The organism is Cupriavidus pampae, assembly GCF_914271485.1.
Classification (GTDB): domain Bacteria; phylum Pseudomonadota; class Gammaproteobacteria; order Burkholderiales; family Burkholderiaceae; genus Cupriavidus; species Cupriavidus pampae.
This window is the reverse complement of the sequence record NZ_CAJZAG010000002.1, coordinates 501134-518257: the sequence shown is the minus strand read 5'-3', so window position 1 is coordinate 518257 and position 17124 is coordinate 501134. Positions and strand designations below refer to the sequence as shown.

Annotated in this window: 6 protein-coding genes; 1 reads left to right on the top strand and 5 read right to left on the bottom strand. The window is 66.1% G+C overall.

Annotated elements, in window-relative coordinates:
* Window positions 1–33: 33 nt before the first annotated feature.
* The 3 genes from LDO41_RS06550 to LDO41_RS06540 all read right to left on the bottom strand — a co-directional run bounded on the left by LDO41_RS06550 (window position 34) and on the right by LDO41_RS06540 (window position 13337).
* Entirely contained in the window at window positions 34–11154 is an 11121-nt protein-coding gene (locus LDO41_RS06550) for an Ig-like domain-containing protein (protein ID WP_223983458.1), read from the bottom strand.
* 396 nt (window positions 11155–11550) lie between these two features.
* The gene (locus LDO41_RS06545; protein ID WP_223983455.1) at window positions 11551–12795 is read right to left on the bottom strand and encodes an NAD(P)/FAD-dependent oxidoreductase; all 1245 of its coding nucleotides are present in this window, start codon (window positions 12793–12795) and stop codon (window positions 11551–11553) included.
* 32 nt (window positions 12796–12827) lie between these two features.
* A complete protein-coding gene (locus LDO41_RS06540) occupies window positions 12828–13337 on the bottom strand; it encodes an Lrp/AsnC family transcriptional regulator (protein ID WP_223983452.1) in 510 nt (169 codons plus the stop codon).
* Window positions 13338–13480: 143 nt separating this feature from the next.
* Between LDO41_RS06540 and LDO41_RS06535 the strand changes: the two genes are divergently transcribed.
* Window positions 13481–14497: a 1-aminocyclopropane-1-carboxylate deaminase gene (locus LDO41_RS06535; protein ID WP_223983450.1), complete on the top strand. Its 1017-nt coding sequence runs from the start codon at window positions 13481–13483 to the stop codon at window positions 14495–14497.
* 316 nt (window positions 14498–14813) lie between these two features.
* Here LDO41_RS06535 and LDO41_RS06530 read toward each other — a convergent pair whose 3' ends face one another.
* Both LDO41_RS06530 and LDO41_RS06525 read right to left on the bottom strand, forming a co-directional pair.
* Complete coding sequence (locus LDO41_RS06530) at window positions 14814–15791, bottom strand: Bug family tripartite tricarboxylate transporter substrate binding protein (protein WP_223983447.1); 978 nt, start codon at window positions 15789–15791, stop codon at window positions 14814–14816.
* A gap of 43 nt (window positions 15792–15834) precedes the next feature.
* Window positions 15835–16983: an L-talarate/galactarate dehydratase gene (locus LDO41_RS06525; RefSeq protein WP_223983443.1), complete on the bottom strand. Its 1149-nt coding sequence runs from the start codon at window positions 16981–16983 to the stop codon at window positions 15835–15837.
* Window positions 16984–17124: the final 141 nt, after the last annotated feature.

The window sequence follows — 17124 nt, the reverse complement described above, 5'->3', positions numbered from 1 at the left end:
CCGTTCCCACGCGGAGCGGGGAGCAAATCACACTCACACCACCAGTTGGTGGTTCGCCAGTAGTGTCTCCAGGTTGGTCGTCACGTTATTCAGCGTGACCAGCGTCTGCGACGCGAAGGCCGCGCCAGTGCCGTCGCGGTCGATGGCGATGACGGTGTTGCCGTTGACGTTGGTCACGCTCAGGAAGTTGCGGATCGAGTCGCCGGCGTCGATGGTGGCCACGCCGTTGACGTAATGCGCGGGACCATCGGCATCGGCCGTGTATCCGACCAGCAGTGCCGATATATCGATTCGGTCCGCGCCGGGCTGGTTGGGTCCGGTTGCCACCACGAAATCGGTGATGACGTCGCTGCCGTTTCCGCCGGTGTTGTCGGCGGCGCCGACCTCCCACAGGAACACATCGCCACCGGTGCCACCGGTCAGCGTGTCGTTGCCACTGCCGCCGATCAGGATGTCGTTGCCCGCGCCGCCATTGAGCGTGTCGTTACCCGCGCCGCCGCGCAGCAGATCGTTGCCGCCGCCGCCGTTCAGCGTGTCGTTGCCCGCATAGCCATACATGCGGTCATCGCCGGCGCTGCCGTTGAGCGTGTTCGCCGCCGTGGTGCCTTCGATGATCGCCGACGGTTGCGTGCCGCCCAGCAGGTTGGCCAGCACCCCGGCGCTGAGCAACTGGCTCGCGGTGGAAGTCGACGTCAGCCCGGTGGTATCGGTGGCGGAGATCGACAGCGAGTTCAGCAGCCCCACATTGATCCCAAGCAACCCACTGCTCAGCGTTACCGACCCCAGAAACTCGTTGAGGTGCAGGTTGTCGATCGGCCCGCCATCCAGCGAGGTCACGGTCAGCACCGACGATGCGCCAATGCCAAGCAAGCCGGGGTTGTTGACCACCGTGAAGCGCAGCCCCAGCTCGGCCGCAAGCGCCTGATTGCCATTGAGCGTCTGCAGTGCCAGCAGATCCACCACGCCACCGAACGACAGCGTGACCTGCCGGATATTGTCGTTGTAATCGCTCGCCGCGAAGAACTGCTGCTGGCCCAGCTCGATCAGCCCAAGCACGTTGGCATCGGCGATGCCGAGCAACCCACCGGCATCGCGCACGGCAACCGACGGCGCGACGGCCTGGTTGATTGTCAGCGCCTGGCTAGCGATGCCGCCGATATTGCCGGCCGCATCGACCACGCGCGTGCTGATGGTATAGCCACCATCGGCCAGCACGCCGGGCGCATACCACTGCCATGTATTACCGGTGACGATCGCATTGGTCCACGTGGTGCCGCCGTTGAGGCTCACTTGCAGCACCTCGCCCGCGCCGAGCGCCGCGCTCAGCGTGCCCCCGACAATCGGCGTGGTATCGCCGGTGACCCAGTCACCCACCGTCCCGGTGTCATCGGTGATCGTGGTGATCGCCGTGGTGACAGTCGGCGCAACGGTATCGATGGTGACATTGAACGCCGCGGTCGGCACGCTCACATTGCCCGACGCATCGGTAGCGGTCACCGTCAGCGCATAGGTGCCGTTGGCCAGCGCGGTCGGTGTGAAGCTCCAGTTGCCGGTGCCATCGACCAGCGTGGTGCCGAGCAACGTGGCGCCATTGAATACGCTGATCAGCGCACCGATCTCGCCGGTGCCGTTGAGCGTCGGTGTGGTGTCATTGGTGCTGGCGCCACTCGCCAGATTGCCGACCACCGGTGCCACGTTGTCCACCACGGTATTGATGACCGGCACCGTGGGCGCCAGCGCATCGACGGTCGCGGTGACGCGTGGGCTGGCATTGCCAGCCGCATCGGTCGAGGTCACGCCAATCACGATGCCATTGCCAAGCGCCGGCGACGGCGAGAACGACCAAGTGCCGCCCACTGTGGCGGTAACGGTGACATCGGCCACGCCATCGCCGTTGAGATCGATCCCTACTGCACTGCCCGCCTCGGCCGTACCGGTGAGCGTGGTTCCGCTGGCCCGCGTGATGACCGGCGCCACCGGCGCGATGGTATCGACGATAAAGCCGTACGGCGCGGTCGCCGTGCTGATATTGCCCACCGCATCGGTGGCGGTGAGGGTCAGTGCGTAAGCGCCGTTGGAGAGCGCAGGCGTGGTGAACGTCCAGTTGCCATTGATATCGGCGACCGTGGTACCAAGCAGCGTCGCCCCATTGAACACGCTGATGGTGCTGCCGGCCTCGGCGGTGCCGATAAGCGTGGGCGTGGTGTCATTGGTGCGGCTGCCCGGCGCGATACTGCCCGTCAGCGGCGCGACATCGTCGTTCACGAGGAGAAGGAACGGTGCCGCCGGCGCAAGACGATCGATGATCGTGCCCGCGGGCGCGCTCACGTTGCCGGCCGCATCGGTCGCGGTCACGGCAACCACGGTGCCATTGACCAGCGGGACGGTCGGTGTGTAAGTCCACGTGCCGCCCACCGTCGCGGTGACCGTGGCATCGGCCACGCCATCGCCGTTGAAATCGAGGCCGACGATGCTGCCGGCCTCGGCCGAGCCGCTCAGCGTGGTGCCGTTGCTGGCCCCGACCGTCGGCAACGCGGGCGCGGTGGTATCCACGCGGAACGTAAAGCCGCCGCTCGCCACGCTGGTGTTGCCGACCGCATCGGTCGCGGTAGTGGTGATCGTATAGGTGCCATCGATCAGCGCGGGCGGCGTAAAGGTCCACACGCCGCCGGTAGCCGTGACGGTGCCGAGCAGCGTGGCACCGTTGAAGATATTGACGAGGCTGCCGGCCTCGGCCGTGCCCGTCAGCGTGGGCGTGGTGTCGTTGGTCACGCCGTTGGCAAGGACGAGCCCGAGTGTCGGTGCCACGTCATCGGTCACGGTGAGCAGCACCGGCGCGGCGGGCGGCGCGGCGTCGACGATGGTGGACGCCGGCGGACTCGTATTGCCCGCGCCATCGGTGGCGGTAACGCTGACGACGATGCCATTGCCGAGACGCGTGGGCGGCGTATAGGTCCACGCCCCACCGGCAGTGGTGGTGACCGATACATCGGCCACGCCATCGCCGGTCAGATCGATATTGACCGTGCTGCCCGCTTCCGCCGTTCCGGCCAGCACTGTGCCGTTGGTCGCCGCGATCGTCGGCACGGCCGGTGGCGTGGTGTCGTTGAGGAAGATATTGACCGTGGTCGACGCACCGGTCGGATTGGTATTGCCGGCGCGATCGGTGCCCGTTACCGTCACCACCACGCCGTTGCCGAGCGGCGTGACCGGTTGATATGACCAGTTGCCGCTGCCATCGACGCCCACCGTGGCATCGGCGGTGCCGTCGCCATTGAGGTCGATATTGACGAAGCTGCCAGCCTCACCGGTGCCCGACAGCGCGGTGCCGTTGGTGAGCGCGATGGTCGGCGCGGGCGGCGGTGCGGTATCGATGGTCACCGCAAAGCTCGCGCTGGCGGTGCTCGGGTTGCCCGCGGCGTCCACGGCTACCGCAGTAAAGGTGTAGGTGGCGTCGGGCAATGCCGTGCCGGGCGTGAAGGTCCACGCGCCGGTGATGGCATCGGCGCTCACGGTGCCAACGAGCGCGGCGCCGTTGAAGATATTGATCGTGCTGCCCGCCGCCGCCGTGCCCGCGAGCGTGGGCGTGTTGTCGTTGCTGAAGCCTCCGGGGGCAACCGTGCCGAGGACCGGGCCAACGTTATCCGTCACGCTGACAATGACCGGTGGGGGCGGCGCTACGGTGTCGATCGTCAAGACGAACGGCGCGCTCGGCGTGCTGACATTGCCGGCCGCATCGGTCGCGGTGATGGTCAAGGCGTAGGTGCCATCGGCGAGATCGTCGGGCGGCGTAAAGCTCCACACGCCGCCGGTAGCCGTGACGGTGCCGAGCAGCGTGGCACCGTTGAAGATGTTGATCGTGCTGCCGGCCTCCGCGGTGCCCGCCAGCGTGGGCGTGCCATCGTTGGTGCTGCCCCCCGTCAGGACCGGACCAAGCACGGGGCCGATGTTATCGGTCACGCTCACGAGCACCGGTGCGGGTGGTGGCGCGGCATCGATCGTGACGGTGGCGGCCGTGCTGCTGTTGCCGGCCGCATCGATCGCCGTGACGTTGACCACGACGCCATTGCCCAACGGCGTGGCCGGCGTATAGGTCCAGTTGCCGCTGGCGTTGGCGACAACCGTGGTATCGACGGTCCCGTCGTTGTTCAGATCGAGCCCGATGGTGCTGCCCGCATCGGCGGTGCCGCTCAGCGTGGCGGCAGTGTTGACGACGATCACCGGGACTGCTGGCGGCACGATGTCGATCGTTACCGTAAAGACGGTGCTTGCCGCGCCAGTGTTGCCAACCGCGTCGGTTGCGGTCGCGGTCAGCGTGTAGGTGCCATCCGGTAGCGCCGTGGCCGGCGTAAAGGTCCAGTTGCCGTTGATATCGGCGTTGACGGTGCCAAGCAGCGCGGCGCCGTTGAAGATATTGATGGTGCTGTTGGCTTCGGCGGTGCCGGTGAGCGTCGGCGTGTTGTCATTGGTGCTGCCACCGGTCAGGACTGGCCCGGTGACGGGCGCGGCGTTGTCGGTCACGCTGACGATGATCGGCGCAGGCGGAGGGGCCGCATCGACGACTGCGGTGGCCGGTGCGCTGGCATTGCCGGCGGCATCGATCGCAATCGCGCTGATCGTGGTGCCATTGGCCAGCGCCGGGGCGGGCGTATAGGTCCACACGCCGGCACCGTTGGCCGTCACGGTGGCATCGGCGGTGCCATCGCCGTTGAGATCGAGCGCAATGGTGCTGTTCGGCGCGGCGGTACCGGTGACGGTGCTCCCATTGCTGGCGGCGATGATCGGCGTGGGCGGTGCCACGGTATCAACGATCAGCGTGAACGTACCCGTTGGCGTGCTGACATTGCCGGACGCGTCAGTGGCCGTGACCGTCAGCGTGTAGGTGCCGTCGATGAGTCCGGTGGCTGGCGTAAAGCTCCAGTTGCCGTTCGCATCGGCCACGACGGTGCCGAGCAACGCGATGCCGTTGAACACATTGATCGTGCTGTTGGGCTCGGCGGTGCCTGTCAGTGTCGGCGTGGTGTCGTTGGTGCTGCCGCCGGTGAGCACCGGGCCCGTGACGGGCGCCGTGTTGTCGGAGACGCCGACCAGCACCGGCGTGGCGGGTGCTACGCCATCGATGGTGACCGTGGCCGGTGCGCTGACGTTGCCAGCGGTATCGGTCGCCGTGACGCCGACCACGATGCCGTTGGCGATCGGGGCCAGCAGCGTGTAGCTCCAGGTGCCGCCCGCCGTGGCGGCAACCGTCACATCGGGGGTGCCGTCACCATTGAGGTCGAGGTTGACCGTGCTGCCTACGGCAGCGGTGCCGCTCAGCACCGAGCCAATGGTGCCGTTGTTCGGGCCCACGGTCGGCGCGGCCGGCGGCGTGGTGTCGATGACCACATTGAACGCCGCGCTCGCGCCGCTGACGTTGCCAGCCGGATCGGTCGCGGTGGCGGTCAGCGAGTAGTTGCCGTCCAGCAGCGCAGGCGAGGGCGTGATGCTCCAGGCGCCGGTGATACTGGCCACCGCCGTACCGACGAGCGTGGTGCCGCTGAAGAGACGAACGATGCTGCCCGCTTCCGCGGTGCCGGAGATCGTGGGCGTGGTGTCGTTGGTCACGCCGCCCGTCAGGATCGGGCCCGTGATCGGTGCGGCATCGTCCAGTGCGCCCGTGATAAGCGGCGCGAATGGTGCCGCGCGATCGATCGTCGCGGTGGTTGGCGTGCTCGTATTGCCCGCCGCATCGACGGCCACGGCGCTCACCGTCACACCGTTGAGCAGCGGGGTGGTCGGCGTGTAAGTCCACGTGCCGCCAGCGGTGGCGGTCACCGTGGCATCGGCGGTGCCATCGCCGTTGAAATCGAGCGCGATCGTGCTGCCTGCGGCGGCAGTGCCGGAGATCACGGTGCCATTGCTGGGCGCGATGGTCGGCGGCGCCGGCGGTGCGGTATCGATCGTGAACGTGAACGCGGTATTGGGCGCCCCGACATTGCCAAGCGTATCGGTAGCCGTGGCGGTCACCGTGTACACGCCGTCGGGCAGGTCGATCGTTGGCGTGAAGGTCCACACGCCGGAGCCGTTGGCGGTCACGGTACCAAGCAGCGTGGTGCCGTTGTACAGGTTGATCGTGCTATTGGCTTCCGCGGTCCCGGTGATCGTCGGGGTCTTGTCGTTGGTCACGCCGTCCGCGCCGATCGTCCCGGTGACGGGCGCGGTATCGTCGAACGCCCCCGTGAAGACCGGCGGTGCCGGCGGCGCGGAGTCGATCGCCGTGGTCGCTGGTGCGCTGACATTGCCAGCCGCATCGACCGAGGTCACGGTGATCAGGGTGCCATTGCCAAGCGGCGGTGCGGGTGCAAAGCTCCACGTGCCACCGGGCGTGGCGGTCACAGTGACATCCGAGGTGCCATCGCCGTTGAAGTCGATACGCACGAGCGTGCCCGGATCGGCGGTACCCGAAAGCGCAATGCCATTGGTCGGCGCGATGGTCGGCGTGCCCGGCGGCACCGTATCGATCGTCACGGTGAACACCGCCGTCGGCGCGCTCGTATTGCCCACCGCATCGGTCGCGGTGGCGGTCAGCGTATAGGTGCCATCGATCAGCCCGGCGGCGGGCGTGAAGGTCCAACTGCCGGTGGGACCCGCAGTGACTGTGCCGATCAACGCGGCGCCGTTGAAGATGTTGATGGTGCTGTTGGCCTCGGCGGTACCGGTCAGCGTCGGCGTGTTGTCATTGGTCGCGCCGCCGGTGAGGATCGGGCCGGTGACTGGCGCGGCGTTATCGGTGACTGGCGCGGCGTTATCGGTGACGCTCGCGATCACCGGTACGGCAGGCGCCGCGCGATCGATTGTGAGCGTGGTCGCGACGCTGGTGTTGCCGGCCGCATCGGTCGCGGTAACGTTGACCACCGTGCCGTTGCCGAGCGGCGTGCCCGGCGTGTAGCTCCACGTGCCGCCGGTCGCGGTGACGGTGGCGTCCGCGGTGCCGTCGCCATTGATATCGAGATTCACGGTGCTGCCTGCTTCGGCGGTGCCGGTCAGCGTGCTGCCGTTGCTCGGCGCGATGGTCGGCGCGCCGGGCGCGGCGGTATCCACCACGACGGTATAGCCATTGCTCGGCGTGCTGATATTGCCGACCGCATCGGTGGCTGTGACCGTGTAGGTGTGGCTGCCATCGAGCGCGCCCGTGGGCAGCGTGAACGTCCACGTGCCGCCGGTGGCGACCACGGTGCCGAGCGCCGTCGTACCTTCGTACACGGTGACAGTGCTGCCGGGCTCGGCAACGCCGGTCAGCGTCGGCGTGGTGTCGTTGGTGCTGCCGCCGCTGAGGAGCGGACCTCGGGGGTCCGTCGCAAAGAGGATGGCAGGCTGCGGCGGCGGCGCGCCATCGACGGTGACCGTCCCCGCCGCGCCGGTATTGCCGGCCACGTCGGTGGCGGTGGCGCTGACCACGGTGCCATCGGGCAGTCGTGTGATGGGCGTATAGGTCCAGTTACCGGCCCCATTGGCCTGCACGCTCACATCGGCGGTGCCATCGTTATTGAGGTCGAGATTGACGGTGCTACCGGCTTCGGCGGTACCGGTCAGCGTAATGCCATTGGTGGCCGCGATGGTGGGCGCGGCGGGCGGGGTGGTATCGACGATGCTGCCATCGACGGTGGTCGTGCCGATGCCGCTGGTATTGCCGGCGGCATCGGTTGCGGTCACGTTGATCACCGTGCCATTGGGCAGCGGCGTGGCCGGCAGATAGGACCAGTTGCCGCTGCCGTTGGCGACCACGGTCGCATCGGGCGTGCCGTCGTTGTTGAGGTCGATGCTGATGGTGGCATTCGGCTCGGACGTACCCGCGAGCGTGGTGCCGTTGGTCGCGCTCACCGTAGGCGCGGATGGCGGCGCCGTATCGACGGTGATGGTGTAGACGATGCTCGGCGCGCTGACATTGCCAGCCGCGTCGGTCGCGGTCACCGTCAGCGCGTAGGTGGCGTTGGTCAACCCGGTGGTCGGGGCCACGCTCCAGTTGCCGTTGATGTCGGCGGTGGTGGTGCCGAGTAGCGTCGTGCCGTTGTACAGGTTGATGATCGTGCCTGCCGCAGCGGTACCGCTGAGCGTGGGCGTGGTGTCGTTGGTCGCGCCGCCGTTGGTGATCGGCGCGATGACCGGCAGCTGGTTGTCGGCGGCGCCGGTGATCAACGGCGCGGCGGGTGCGGCGGTATCGATGACGAAGGTATACGGCGTGCCGGGCGTGCTGGCATTTCCCGCCGCATCGGTCGCGGTGACGGTGATCGTATAGGTGCCATCGGGCAGGCCCGCCGGCGGCGTGAAGGTCCAGTTGCCGCCCGTGGCCACCACGGTGCCAAGCAAGGCGGTGCCGTTGAAGATATTGATGGTGCTGCCGGCCTCGGCGGTGCCCGTAATGGTTGGCGTGTTGTCGTTGGTGCTAGTCCCATTGCCGACCGGGCCCGTGGTCGGCGCCACATTGTCGGTGACGGACGCGATCACCGGCGGTGCCGGCGGCGCGGCATCGATCGTCACGGTGGCCGGCGGGCTGACATTGCCGGCGGCGTCGACAGCGGTCACGCTGATTGCAGTGCCGTCGAGGAACGGTGTGCCGGGCGCATAGGTCCACGTACCGCCGGGCGTGGCGGTGACCGTGGCATCGGCTGTGCCGTCGCCGTTGAGGTCGATGGCAATGATGCTGCCCGCCGCCGCGGTGCCGGCAAGCGTGGTGGCGCTGCTCTGCGTAATCACCGGTGTGGCGGGCGGCGCGATGTCGATCGTCAGCCCGAACGGTCCACCCGCCTGGCTGATATTGCCGAGCGGATCGGTGGCCGTGGCGGTGAACGAATAGGTGCCATCGGGCAATCCCGCCGACGGTGTCACGCTCCAGTTGCCGTTGATATCGACGAGCGCCGTGCCGATCAGCGTGGTGCCGTTGTACACGTTGACGGTGCTGCCAATCTCCGCAGTGCCCGTGAACGTCGGTGTGTTGTCGTTGGTACTGCCGCCGCTCGCGACCGGATCGGTGCCTGGCGTCACGTTGTCGAGGACGGTGACGAATACGGGTGGGGGAGGCGCGGCCGCATCGACCGTGGTGCTGACCGGCGTGCTGGCATTGCCGGCCGCATCGAGCGCGGTGACCGTGACGACGGTGCCATTGGCGAGTGGCGGCGCGGGCGTGTAGGTCCAGGTACCACCGGTGGCGGTGACCGTGGCTTCGGGCACGCCATCGCCGTTGATGTCGATGGCCACGGTACTGCCCGCGACCGCGGTGCCCGACAGCGTGCCGCCATTGGTGGCTGCGATCGTCGGCGCGGCCGGCGGGGCAGTATCGATGGTGAGGCCGAACGGTGCGCTCGGATTGCCGACATTGCCGACCGCGTCGGTCGCGGTAACGGTCAGAGTGTAAGTGCCATCGGGCAGCGCGGTGCCCGGCGTAAACGACCAGTTTCCGTTGGTATCTGCCGTGACCGTGCCTACCACGGCAGTGCCGTTGAGGATGGTGATCGTGCTGTTCGCTTCGGCGGTGCCGCTCAGCGTGGGGGTGTTGTCATTGGTGCTGGCGCCATCGGCCAGCGGCCCGGTGACGGGCGCTCTGTCGTCGGTCACGCTGCCGACCACCGGTGGCGGCGGTGGCGATGCGTCAACAGTCACGCTTGCCGGCAGGCTGGCGTTGCCTGCGCCATCGAGCGCGGTAACGGTCACGACAATGCCGTTGGCGATCTGCGTGGCCGGTGTGTAGGTCCAGGTGCCGGCGTTGGTCGCGGTGACGGACACGTCCATCGTGCCATCGCCATCGAGGTCGATACCGACCGTGGCGTTGGCCTCGGCGGTACCGCTGAGCACGTTGCCGTTGGTCGCGGCGATGGTCGGCAGTCCGGGCGGCGTGACATCCGCGAGCGTGGCGGTGGACGGCGTGCTTACGTTGCCCGCGGCATCGCTCGCGGTCACGCTTACAGCCGTGCCGGCTGCGATCGGCGTGGTGATGGTGTAGGACCAGTTGCCATTGTTGTCGGCCACCACCGTGGCATCGGGCGTGCCGTCGCCATTGAGATCGATGTCGATGGTGCTGCCGGCTTCCGCGGTGCCTGCGAGCGCCGAGGTGTCGCTTTGCAGGATCAACGGCGCGCCCGGTGCGGCCGCGTCGATGGTGCCTACCGTAGCCGGGCTTACGTTGCCGGCCAGATCGCTCGCGGTCACGGACACCACGGTGCCGTTGGCCAGCGGCGTGGCCAGTGCATAGCGCCAGTTGCCATTGGCATCGGCCGTGACGGTGGCATCGGGCCGCCCGTCGCCATTGAGGTCGATGCTGACCAGGCTGCCGGCTTCGGCGGTGCCGGTCAGCACATTGCCCGAACTCGGGTCGAGGGTCGGTGCGGTCGGCACGATGGTATCGACCACCACGTTGATTTCGGTGGGCGTACTCGTGGTGCCATCAGGGTTCACGTGCGTCAGCACGATCTGGTGCGTGCCTTCGCCGAGCCGCGGTACCGCATAGCTCCAGTTGCCGTTGGCATCGGGCGTGACCGTGACCGGCGGCTGTCCGTCGATCGCAATCAGCACGCTGCCATTCGGCGGCGAGATCGTGCCGCTCAGCATGGGCGCGGCATCGCGTGTGTACTGCATGCCGGAACCGGGGATGATGTTGCCGACTGGCGTGACCGTGGGCGGGCTCGGAGGCGTGCCGCCGCCTGGGGGCGTACCGCCGTCGCCGCCACCGCCGCCGCCACTGCCGCTACTGGGATTGCCGTCACCGCCGCCACCGCCGGCCGCCGCCGCGCCAATGCCCACGCCTGCCGCGAGACCCAGCAGGCCGAGCAGGGCCTTGGTCGACGTGCTCATGCCGATCGGTTCGTAGAGCACCGCGCCCTCGGCAATGCCGTCGCCACCGGCGACCATGGCCTGGTCGAACGAGACGAGCCAGCGGCCATCCTCCTGCACGAGCACGAGGTTGTTGTACTGCGCGCCGTTCGCGAAGAAGCCTTCGATCTTCAGCGACTGCCCATTCTTGAAGCTCACCACCAGATCGTTGCCCTCCCGCGCGTAGTTGGCAACGTTGTCCTTGCTGGCGGCCACGAGGAAGTTCGTGCGCCCGTCCGGCGCGGCAACCGTGTTGGTACCGGCGGCGACGGCGAGGTCCTTGTGGTCATTCAAAACGGCGGGCGAAGCCATGATCGAACTCCTTTTCTGGAAATCGGGTCGTGCGAAAAAATTGCAAAATTCAGGTAAATTTATATTTACTTATTACAACCCCTGATAAGCCTTGCACTATTTTCGTCGCGCCATACGCGTCATTCATGCGCGTTTCAAACGCATGATAGAAATTGCGTAAGGCTGGAACCCAAGCCAGAAGCCGAGTTCTAGTATTTTCTAATTTAGAATTAAATATTACTTAAAGTGAGCTGGAGATGGCTTTATTAATGTACACACCGACTGTAGCGTAAACGCCGTATTTTTAACATTGGTTACATTTATAAAACGAGAAAAGACGAAAGGGCGTTTGAAAAAACACCCTTTGATTTGGAGGAAAATCGATGACATCCCCCCGAAGCAGGGGGAGTGCGAGATTTAATGCGGTGACGGCAGCAATGCGTCCGCGATGCGATCCGCGGTGTTGACCGAGTCGGTCAGGCCAAGGTGACCGTGACCCACGGCGAGCCACAGGCCTGGGTGATTCTTCGCGGCGCCCACTACGGGCACCGAGTCGGGCATGCACGGACGGTGGCCCATCCATGACGTCGTCGTTGCGCTGGAGAGACCCGCGAACGTCTCGCGGGCGATGGCGGCCAGGCCATCGAAGCGGCGCATGTCGGGTGCGCGCTCGAGTCCCGCGATCTCGACGGTGCCGCCCACGCGCAGGCCTTCTTCCATCGGCGTGACGAAGATCTTGCGGTCGGTCAGCACCACGGTGCGCGAGACTACCGCGCGCGTGCCGTTGAACTGCACGTGATAGCCGCGCTGGCTCTCGAGCGGCAGTGCGATGCCGAGTGGGTCGAGCAGCTTGCGCGACCACGCGCCGGTGGCGACGATCACGTGATCGGCCACATATTTGTCCTGTGTGCCGCTGAGCGTCCATGTTGCGGTTGCGCCGTCACTACGCTGGGCGATCCCGCGGATCTCGTCGCGCACCAGCGTACCGCCGCGCGCGACGAACGCGTTGGCGATTGCCTGCGTATAGCGTGCGGGATTCAGGATCGTCGCATGGTCGGCGAGGTACATCGCGGTGGTGTAGTGCGGCGCGATGTTGGGCTCCAGTGCCTCGATGCCGGCGCGGTCGAGCCGTTCGGCGCGAAAGCCGAAGCGCTCACGCAGCTCCCATGCGGCGGCATCGTCGGCGAGCGCGGCGGGGTCGCGATACAGATGCAGGTGGCCGCGCTGCAGGAACAGCTCGGGTACGCCGACCTCGCGCGTGAGCGTGGCGTGTTTGGCGACCGCGCCTTTGTGCAGGTCCGCCAGCGCGGTGGCGGCGCGTTCCACGCGGCCCGGTGTGGCGGACAGCACGAAGCGCGCGAGCCATGGCGCGGCGGTGGGCAGGTAGGCCAGTGGCAGATGCAGCGGGCCGTCCTTGTCGCGCAGCATTTTCGGCACAGAGGCGAGCACGCCGGGCATCGCGAGCGGGGCGACGGAGCTTTCGCTGATCGCGCCCGAGTTGCCGAAGCTGCAGCCTGCGGCCGGCCCTTCGCGATCGATCAGCGTGACGGTGGCTCCGCGCTTGCGGAGCGCGAGTGCGATGCAGCAGCCGACGATGCCGGCGCCGATGATGGCGATGGTGGGGGCAGCTGTTGGGGCGGTAGAAGCGTTCGATGATTGCATGGCGAGAGAGTGTACCAATGCCGTCGTCGTTACTACACCGTCAACTGCGTATTCGACAGGACCTGCTTGAGCACCATGAATGTGCGGATCTGCCGCACGCCGGGCAGATACAGCAGTTGCTCGGCATGGAGCTTGTTGAAGCTGTCGTTGTCGCGTGTGCGGATCATCATGAAGTAGTCGAACTCGCCGGTCACCTCGTGGCACTCCATGCAGCCGGTGATCTTCTGCGCGGCCTTTTCGAACGCGGCAAACGAGTCGGGGGTGGAGCGGTCCAGCACCACACCGATGATCACCAGCATGCCGACATCGAGCATGCGGGGTTCCAGCAGCGCGACGATGCCGCGGATAAAGCCACCGGACTTGAGGCGTTCCACCCGCCGCAGGCACGCGGGTGGGCTCAGGTTGACCTTGTCGGCCAGCGCCACGTTGGAAATCGAGGCGTCCTTCTGCAGCGCGCGCAGGATGGCCTTGTCGGTGCGATCGAGCTCTGGCCGCTCGGCCGGAAGGGTACGAAATTTTGTTCCGCGTGATGACGTTGCCATGGAATTTTGGAAAGAGTCTGAGAGCAGGGGACACGTTATGTTCGGCCTGATGCGCGTTCTTTGCAAGCACGTTTCGTCAACAAATGCCTACTATTTGCTTATCGGAAATCTCATTCACCCCAACCCCCGAAGGGAGCACTGCCATGAACCTCAAGCGCTTTCCGCGCCATCCGCTGACCTTTGGTCCCAGCCCGATCCAGCCGCTCGAGCGGCTCAGCGCGCATCTTGGCGGCAAGGTCAAGCTCTATGCCAAGCGCGAGGACTGCAATAGCGGTCTGGCGTTCGGCGGCAACAAGACGCGCAAGCTCGAATATCTGATTCCCGATGCGCTGGCGCAGGGGGCTGACACGCTGGTGTCGATCGGTGGCATCCAGTCGAACCAGACGCGTCAGGTGGCGGCGGTGGCCGCGCATCTGGGTCTCAAGTGCGTGCTGGTGCAGGAGAACTGGGTCAACTATTCGGACGCGGTGTACGACCGTGTTGGCAATATCCAGATGTCGCGCATGATGGGCGCGGACGTGCGGCTGGTGGCCGATGGGTTCGATATCGGCATTCGCCCGAGCTGGGAAGATGCGATGCAGAGCGTGCGTGATGCGGGTGGCAAGCCGTATCCGATTCCGGCGGGCTGCTCGGAGCATCCGCTGGGCGGGCTGGGCTTTGTTGGCTTTGCCGAGGAAGTGCGGGCGCAGGAGAAGGAACTGGGGTTCAAGTTCGACTACATCGTGGTGTGCTCGGTCACGGGCAGCACGCAGGCGGGGATGGTGGTCGGCTTCGCCGCCGACGGCCGCGCCGATCGCGTGATCGGTATCGACGCGTCGGCCAAGCCGCAGCAGACGCGTGAGCAGATCCTGCGCATCGCGCAGAACACCGCGCATCTGGTGGATTTGGGGCGCGATATCACGGCGGATGATGTGGTGCTGGACACGCGCTATGGTGGCCCGGAGTATGGCCTGCCGTCCGATGGCACGCTGGAGGCGATTCGCCTGTGCGCGCGCCTCGAAGGGGTGATGACCGATCCGGTGTATGAGGGCAAGTCGATGCAGGGCATGATCGACAAGGTACGACTGGGCGAATTCCCCGAGGGTTCGCGCGTGTTGTACGCGCACCTGGGCGGTGCGCCGGCGTTGAACGCCTACAGCTTCCTGTTCAAGGACGGCTAAAGCAGGCCCTCTCCCCCGGCCCCTCTCCCCGAGGGAGAGGGGAGCAAACAATTGGTAGATTAACTTTCACCCTCTCCCCCGACCCCTCTCCCTCCAGGGAGAGGGGAGCAAAGCGTTGGCATGCGATTCGCCCGTTGTGTCTCCAGCTCTTCTCCCTCAGGGAGAGGGGGCAAAGCGTTGGCATGCGATACGCTCCTTGTTTGCTCCCCTCTCCCCGGAGGGGAGAGGGGTTGGGGGAGAGGGGGGACAAGAAATACCTCTTGTTTTCTCCCCTCTCCCCGAGGGAGAGGGGTCGGGGGAGAGGGCACACAGCCTGTCAATCCGCCGTAATTTTCCCGACCTCAATCACCTTCTTCCAGCGCGCATATTCATTCGCCTGGAACGACGTGAATTGCTCCGGCGTGCTCGCCACGATTTCGAAGCCCAGTTCCAGCAGCTTGGGCTTGACCGCCGGATCGTTCAGCGCCGACACCACCGCCGCGTGCAGCTTGGTCTTCAGGTCGGCCGGCAGGCCCTTCGGCGCGGCGATGGCCTGCCACGAGTAGACCGTCACCCCCTTGATGCCCGCCTCATCCATGGTCGGCACATCCGGCAGAATCGGCGAGCGTGCCGTGCTGGTGATCGCCAGCGGGCGCAGCTTGCCCGCCTTGATATGCGGCACCGCCGTATTGATGTTCATAAACGTGGCATCCACCTGCCCACCGATCAGATCGTTGAGCGCCGGCGCGCCGCCCTTGTACGGCACGTGAATGCCAGTGGTGTTGGTCTGCTGCCAGAACAGCTCCGCCGTCAAATGGTCGCTGGTCCCATTGCCCGCCGACGCAAACGTCATCTTGTTCGGGTTGGCCTTCTCGAACGCAATCACATCCTGAATGGTCTTGTGCGGCGAATTCACCGGCACGGCCAGCACATTCGGCGCCTGCACCGCCACGCTGATGTAGTCGAAGTCCTTCAGCGGATCGTAGCCAGCGGTCTTGGTCAAATGCGGGCCAATCACGAACGGCCCGAGCGACGACACGAACAGCGTGTAGCCATCGGCCGGCGCGCGCTTGGCCATCGCGGCACCGATCATGCCCGCCGCCCCGGGGCGATTGTCGATGACGAAGCTACCACCAAACTGCTGCGCGAACTTTGCGCTGAGAATGCGCGCGATGTTGTCCGTGGAGCCGCCCGGTGGGAACGGCACCAGCATGGTCACGGGTTTCTCGGGCCAAGCGGCCGCATAGGCAACCTGAGCGGCCATCGAGGTACACAGCGCGATACCCGCGCAGACGGTTGCAAGCAGCTTCTTCATCGTTGTCTCCGGTGTTGTTTTGATCTCGGTGGGAATAGAGGTGTCAGGCGTGTTCGCCGAACTCCGCGTGTTCACGCGTCCAGGCGCGGGCCTGGTCGCTGATGCTCACGCCAATGCCGGGGCGCGTCGGCACCACGATGCGCCCATTGCGAATATCGAGCCGTTCGTTGAACAACGGTTCGAGCCAGTCGAAGTGCTCGACCCACGGTTCGCGCGGATACGCCGCGGCCAGGTGGATATGCAGTTCCATCGCAAAGTGGGGCGCAATCATCAGCCCCGCATGGTCGGCCAGCGACGCTACCTTGAGGAACGGCGTGATGCCGCCCACGCGCGGCGCGTCGGGCATCAGGTAGTCCGCCGCGCGATGGCGGATCAGGTCCCAGTGCTCGGCCGCGCTGGTCAGCATTTCTCCGGTCGCGATCGGTGTGTCGAAGGCGTTCGCCAGCGCGGCATGCCCTTCATGATCATAGGCGTCGAGCGGTTCCTCGATCCACACGAGGTTGAACGACTCGAACGTGCGGCACATGCGCTGCGCGGTAGGGCGGTCCCATTGCTGGTTGGCGTCGACCATGATCGGCACCGCGTCGCCGAGGTGCTCACGCACGGCCGACACGCGCTTGATATCGAGCGCGCCATCGGGCTGGCCCACCTTGAGCTTGATACCGCCAATACCACGCTCGACCGACGCTGCCGCATTGACCTTCAATTGGTCGAGCGGCGTGTGCAGGAAGCCGCCGGACGTGTTGTAGCAGCGCACCGCATCGCGGTGCGAGCCCAGCAGCTTGGCCAGCGACAGACCCGCGCGCCTGGCCTTGAGGTCCCACAGCGCCACGTCGAACGCGCCGATGGCCTGTGTCGACAGGCCGCTGCGGCCCACCGAGGCACCGGCCCAGCACAGCTTGTCCCACAGGCGCGCGATATCGCTCGGATCTTCACCAAGCAGGGCGGGGGCAATCTCGCACGCATGCGCGTACTGGCCGGGGCCGCCCGCGCGCTTGGAGTAGCTGAAGCCGAGACCCTCGTGGCCATTGGCGGTACGAATTTCCGCGAACAGGATGGCGACTTCGGTCATCGGCTTCTGACGGCCGGTCAGGACTTTCGCGTCGCTGATCGGCGTGGCAAGCGGCAGGTAACACGAGGACAGGCGGATCCAGGCGATGGAGTCCGTGGCGGTGGCGGTCGAGAGGGTCATGGTTGGCAAGCTCTTAAGTGATTCACTATGACAACGTTGTCATTTAGTCACGCAAATTGGCGCGAAAGGCATGTCGATTGGGCTTGTGCCGCGCTTTTACAGCACATCGCGCGTATAATCGGCGCCGTTCCGCGCTGCTCA

Coding starts and splice junctions, on each gene's coding strand:
- LDO41_RS06550 (WP_223983458.1), bottom strand. CDS start 11,154: ATGGCTTCGCCCGCCGTTTTGAATGACCACAAGGACCTCGCCGTCGCC.
- LDO41_RS06545 (WP_223983455.1), bottom strand. CDS start 12,795: ATGCAATCATCGAACGCTTCTACCGCCCCAACAGCTGCCCCCACCATC.
- LDO41_RS06540 (WP_223983452.1), bottom strand. CDS start 13,337: ATGGCAACGTCATCACGCGGAACAAAATTTCGTACCCTTCCGGCCGAG.
- LDO41_RS06535 (WP_223983450.1), top strand. CDS start 13,481: ATGAACCTCAAGCGCTTTCCGCGCCATCCGCTGACCTTTGGTCCCAGC.
- LDO41_RS06530 (WP_223983447.1), bottom strand. CDS start 15,791: ATGAAGAAGCTGCTTGCAACCGTCTGCGCGGGTATCGCGCTGTGTACC.
- LDO41_RS06525 (WP_223983443.1), bottom strand. CDS start 16,983: ATGACCCTCTCGACCGCCACCGCCACGGACTCCATCGCCTGGATCCGC.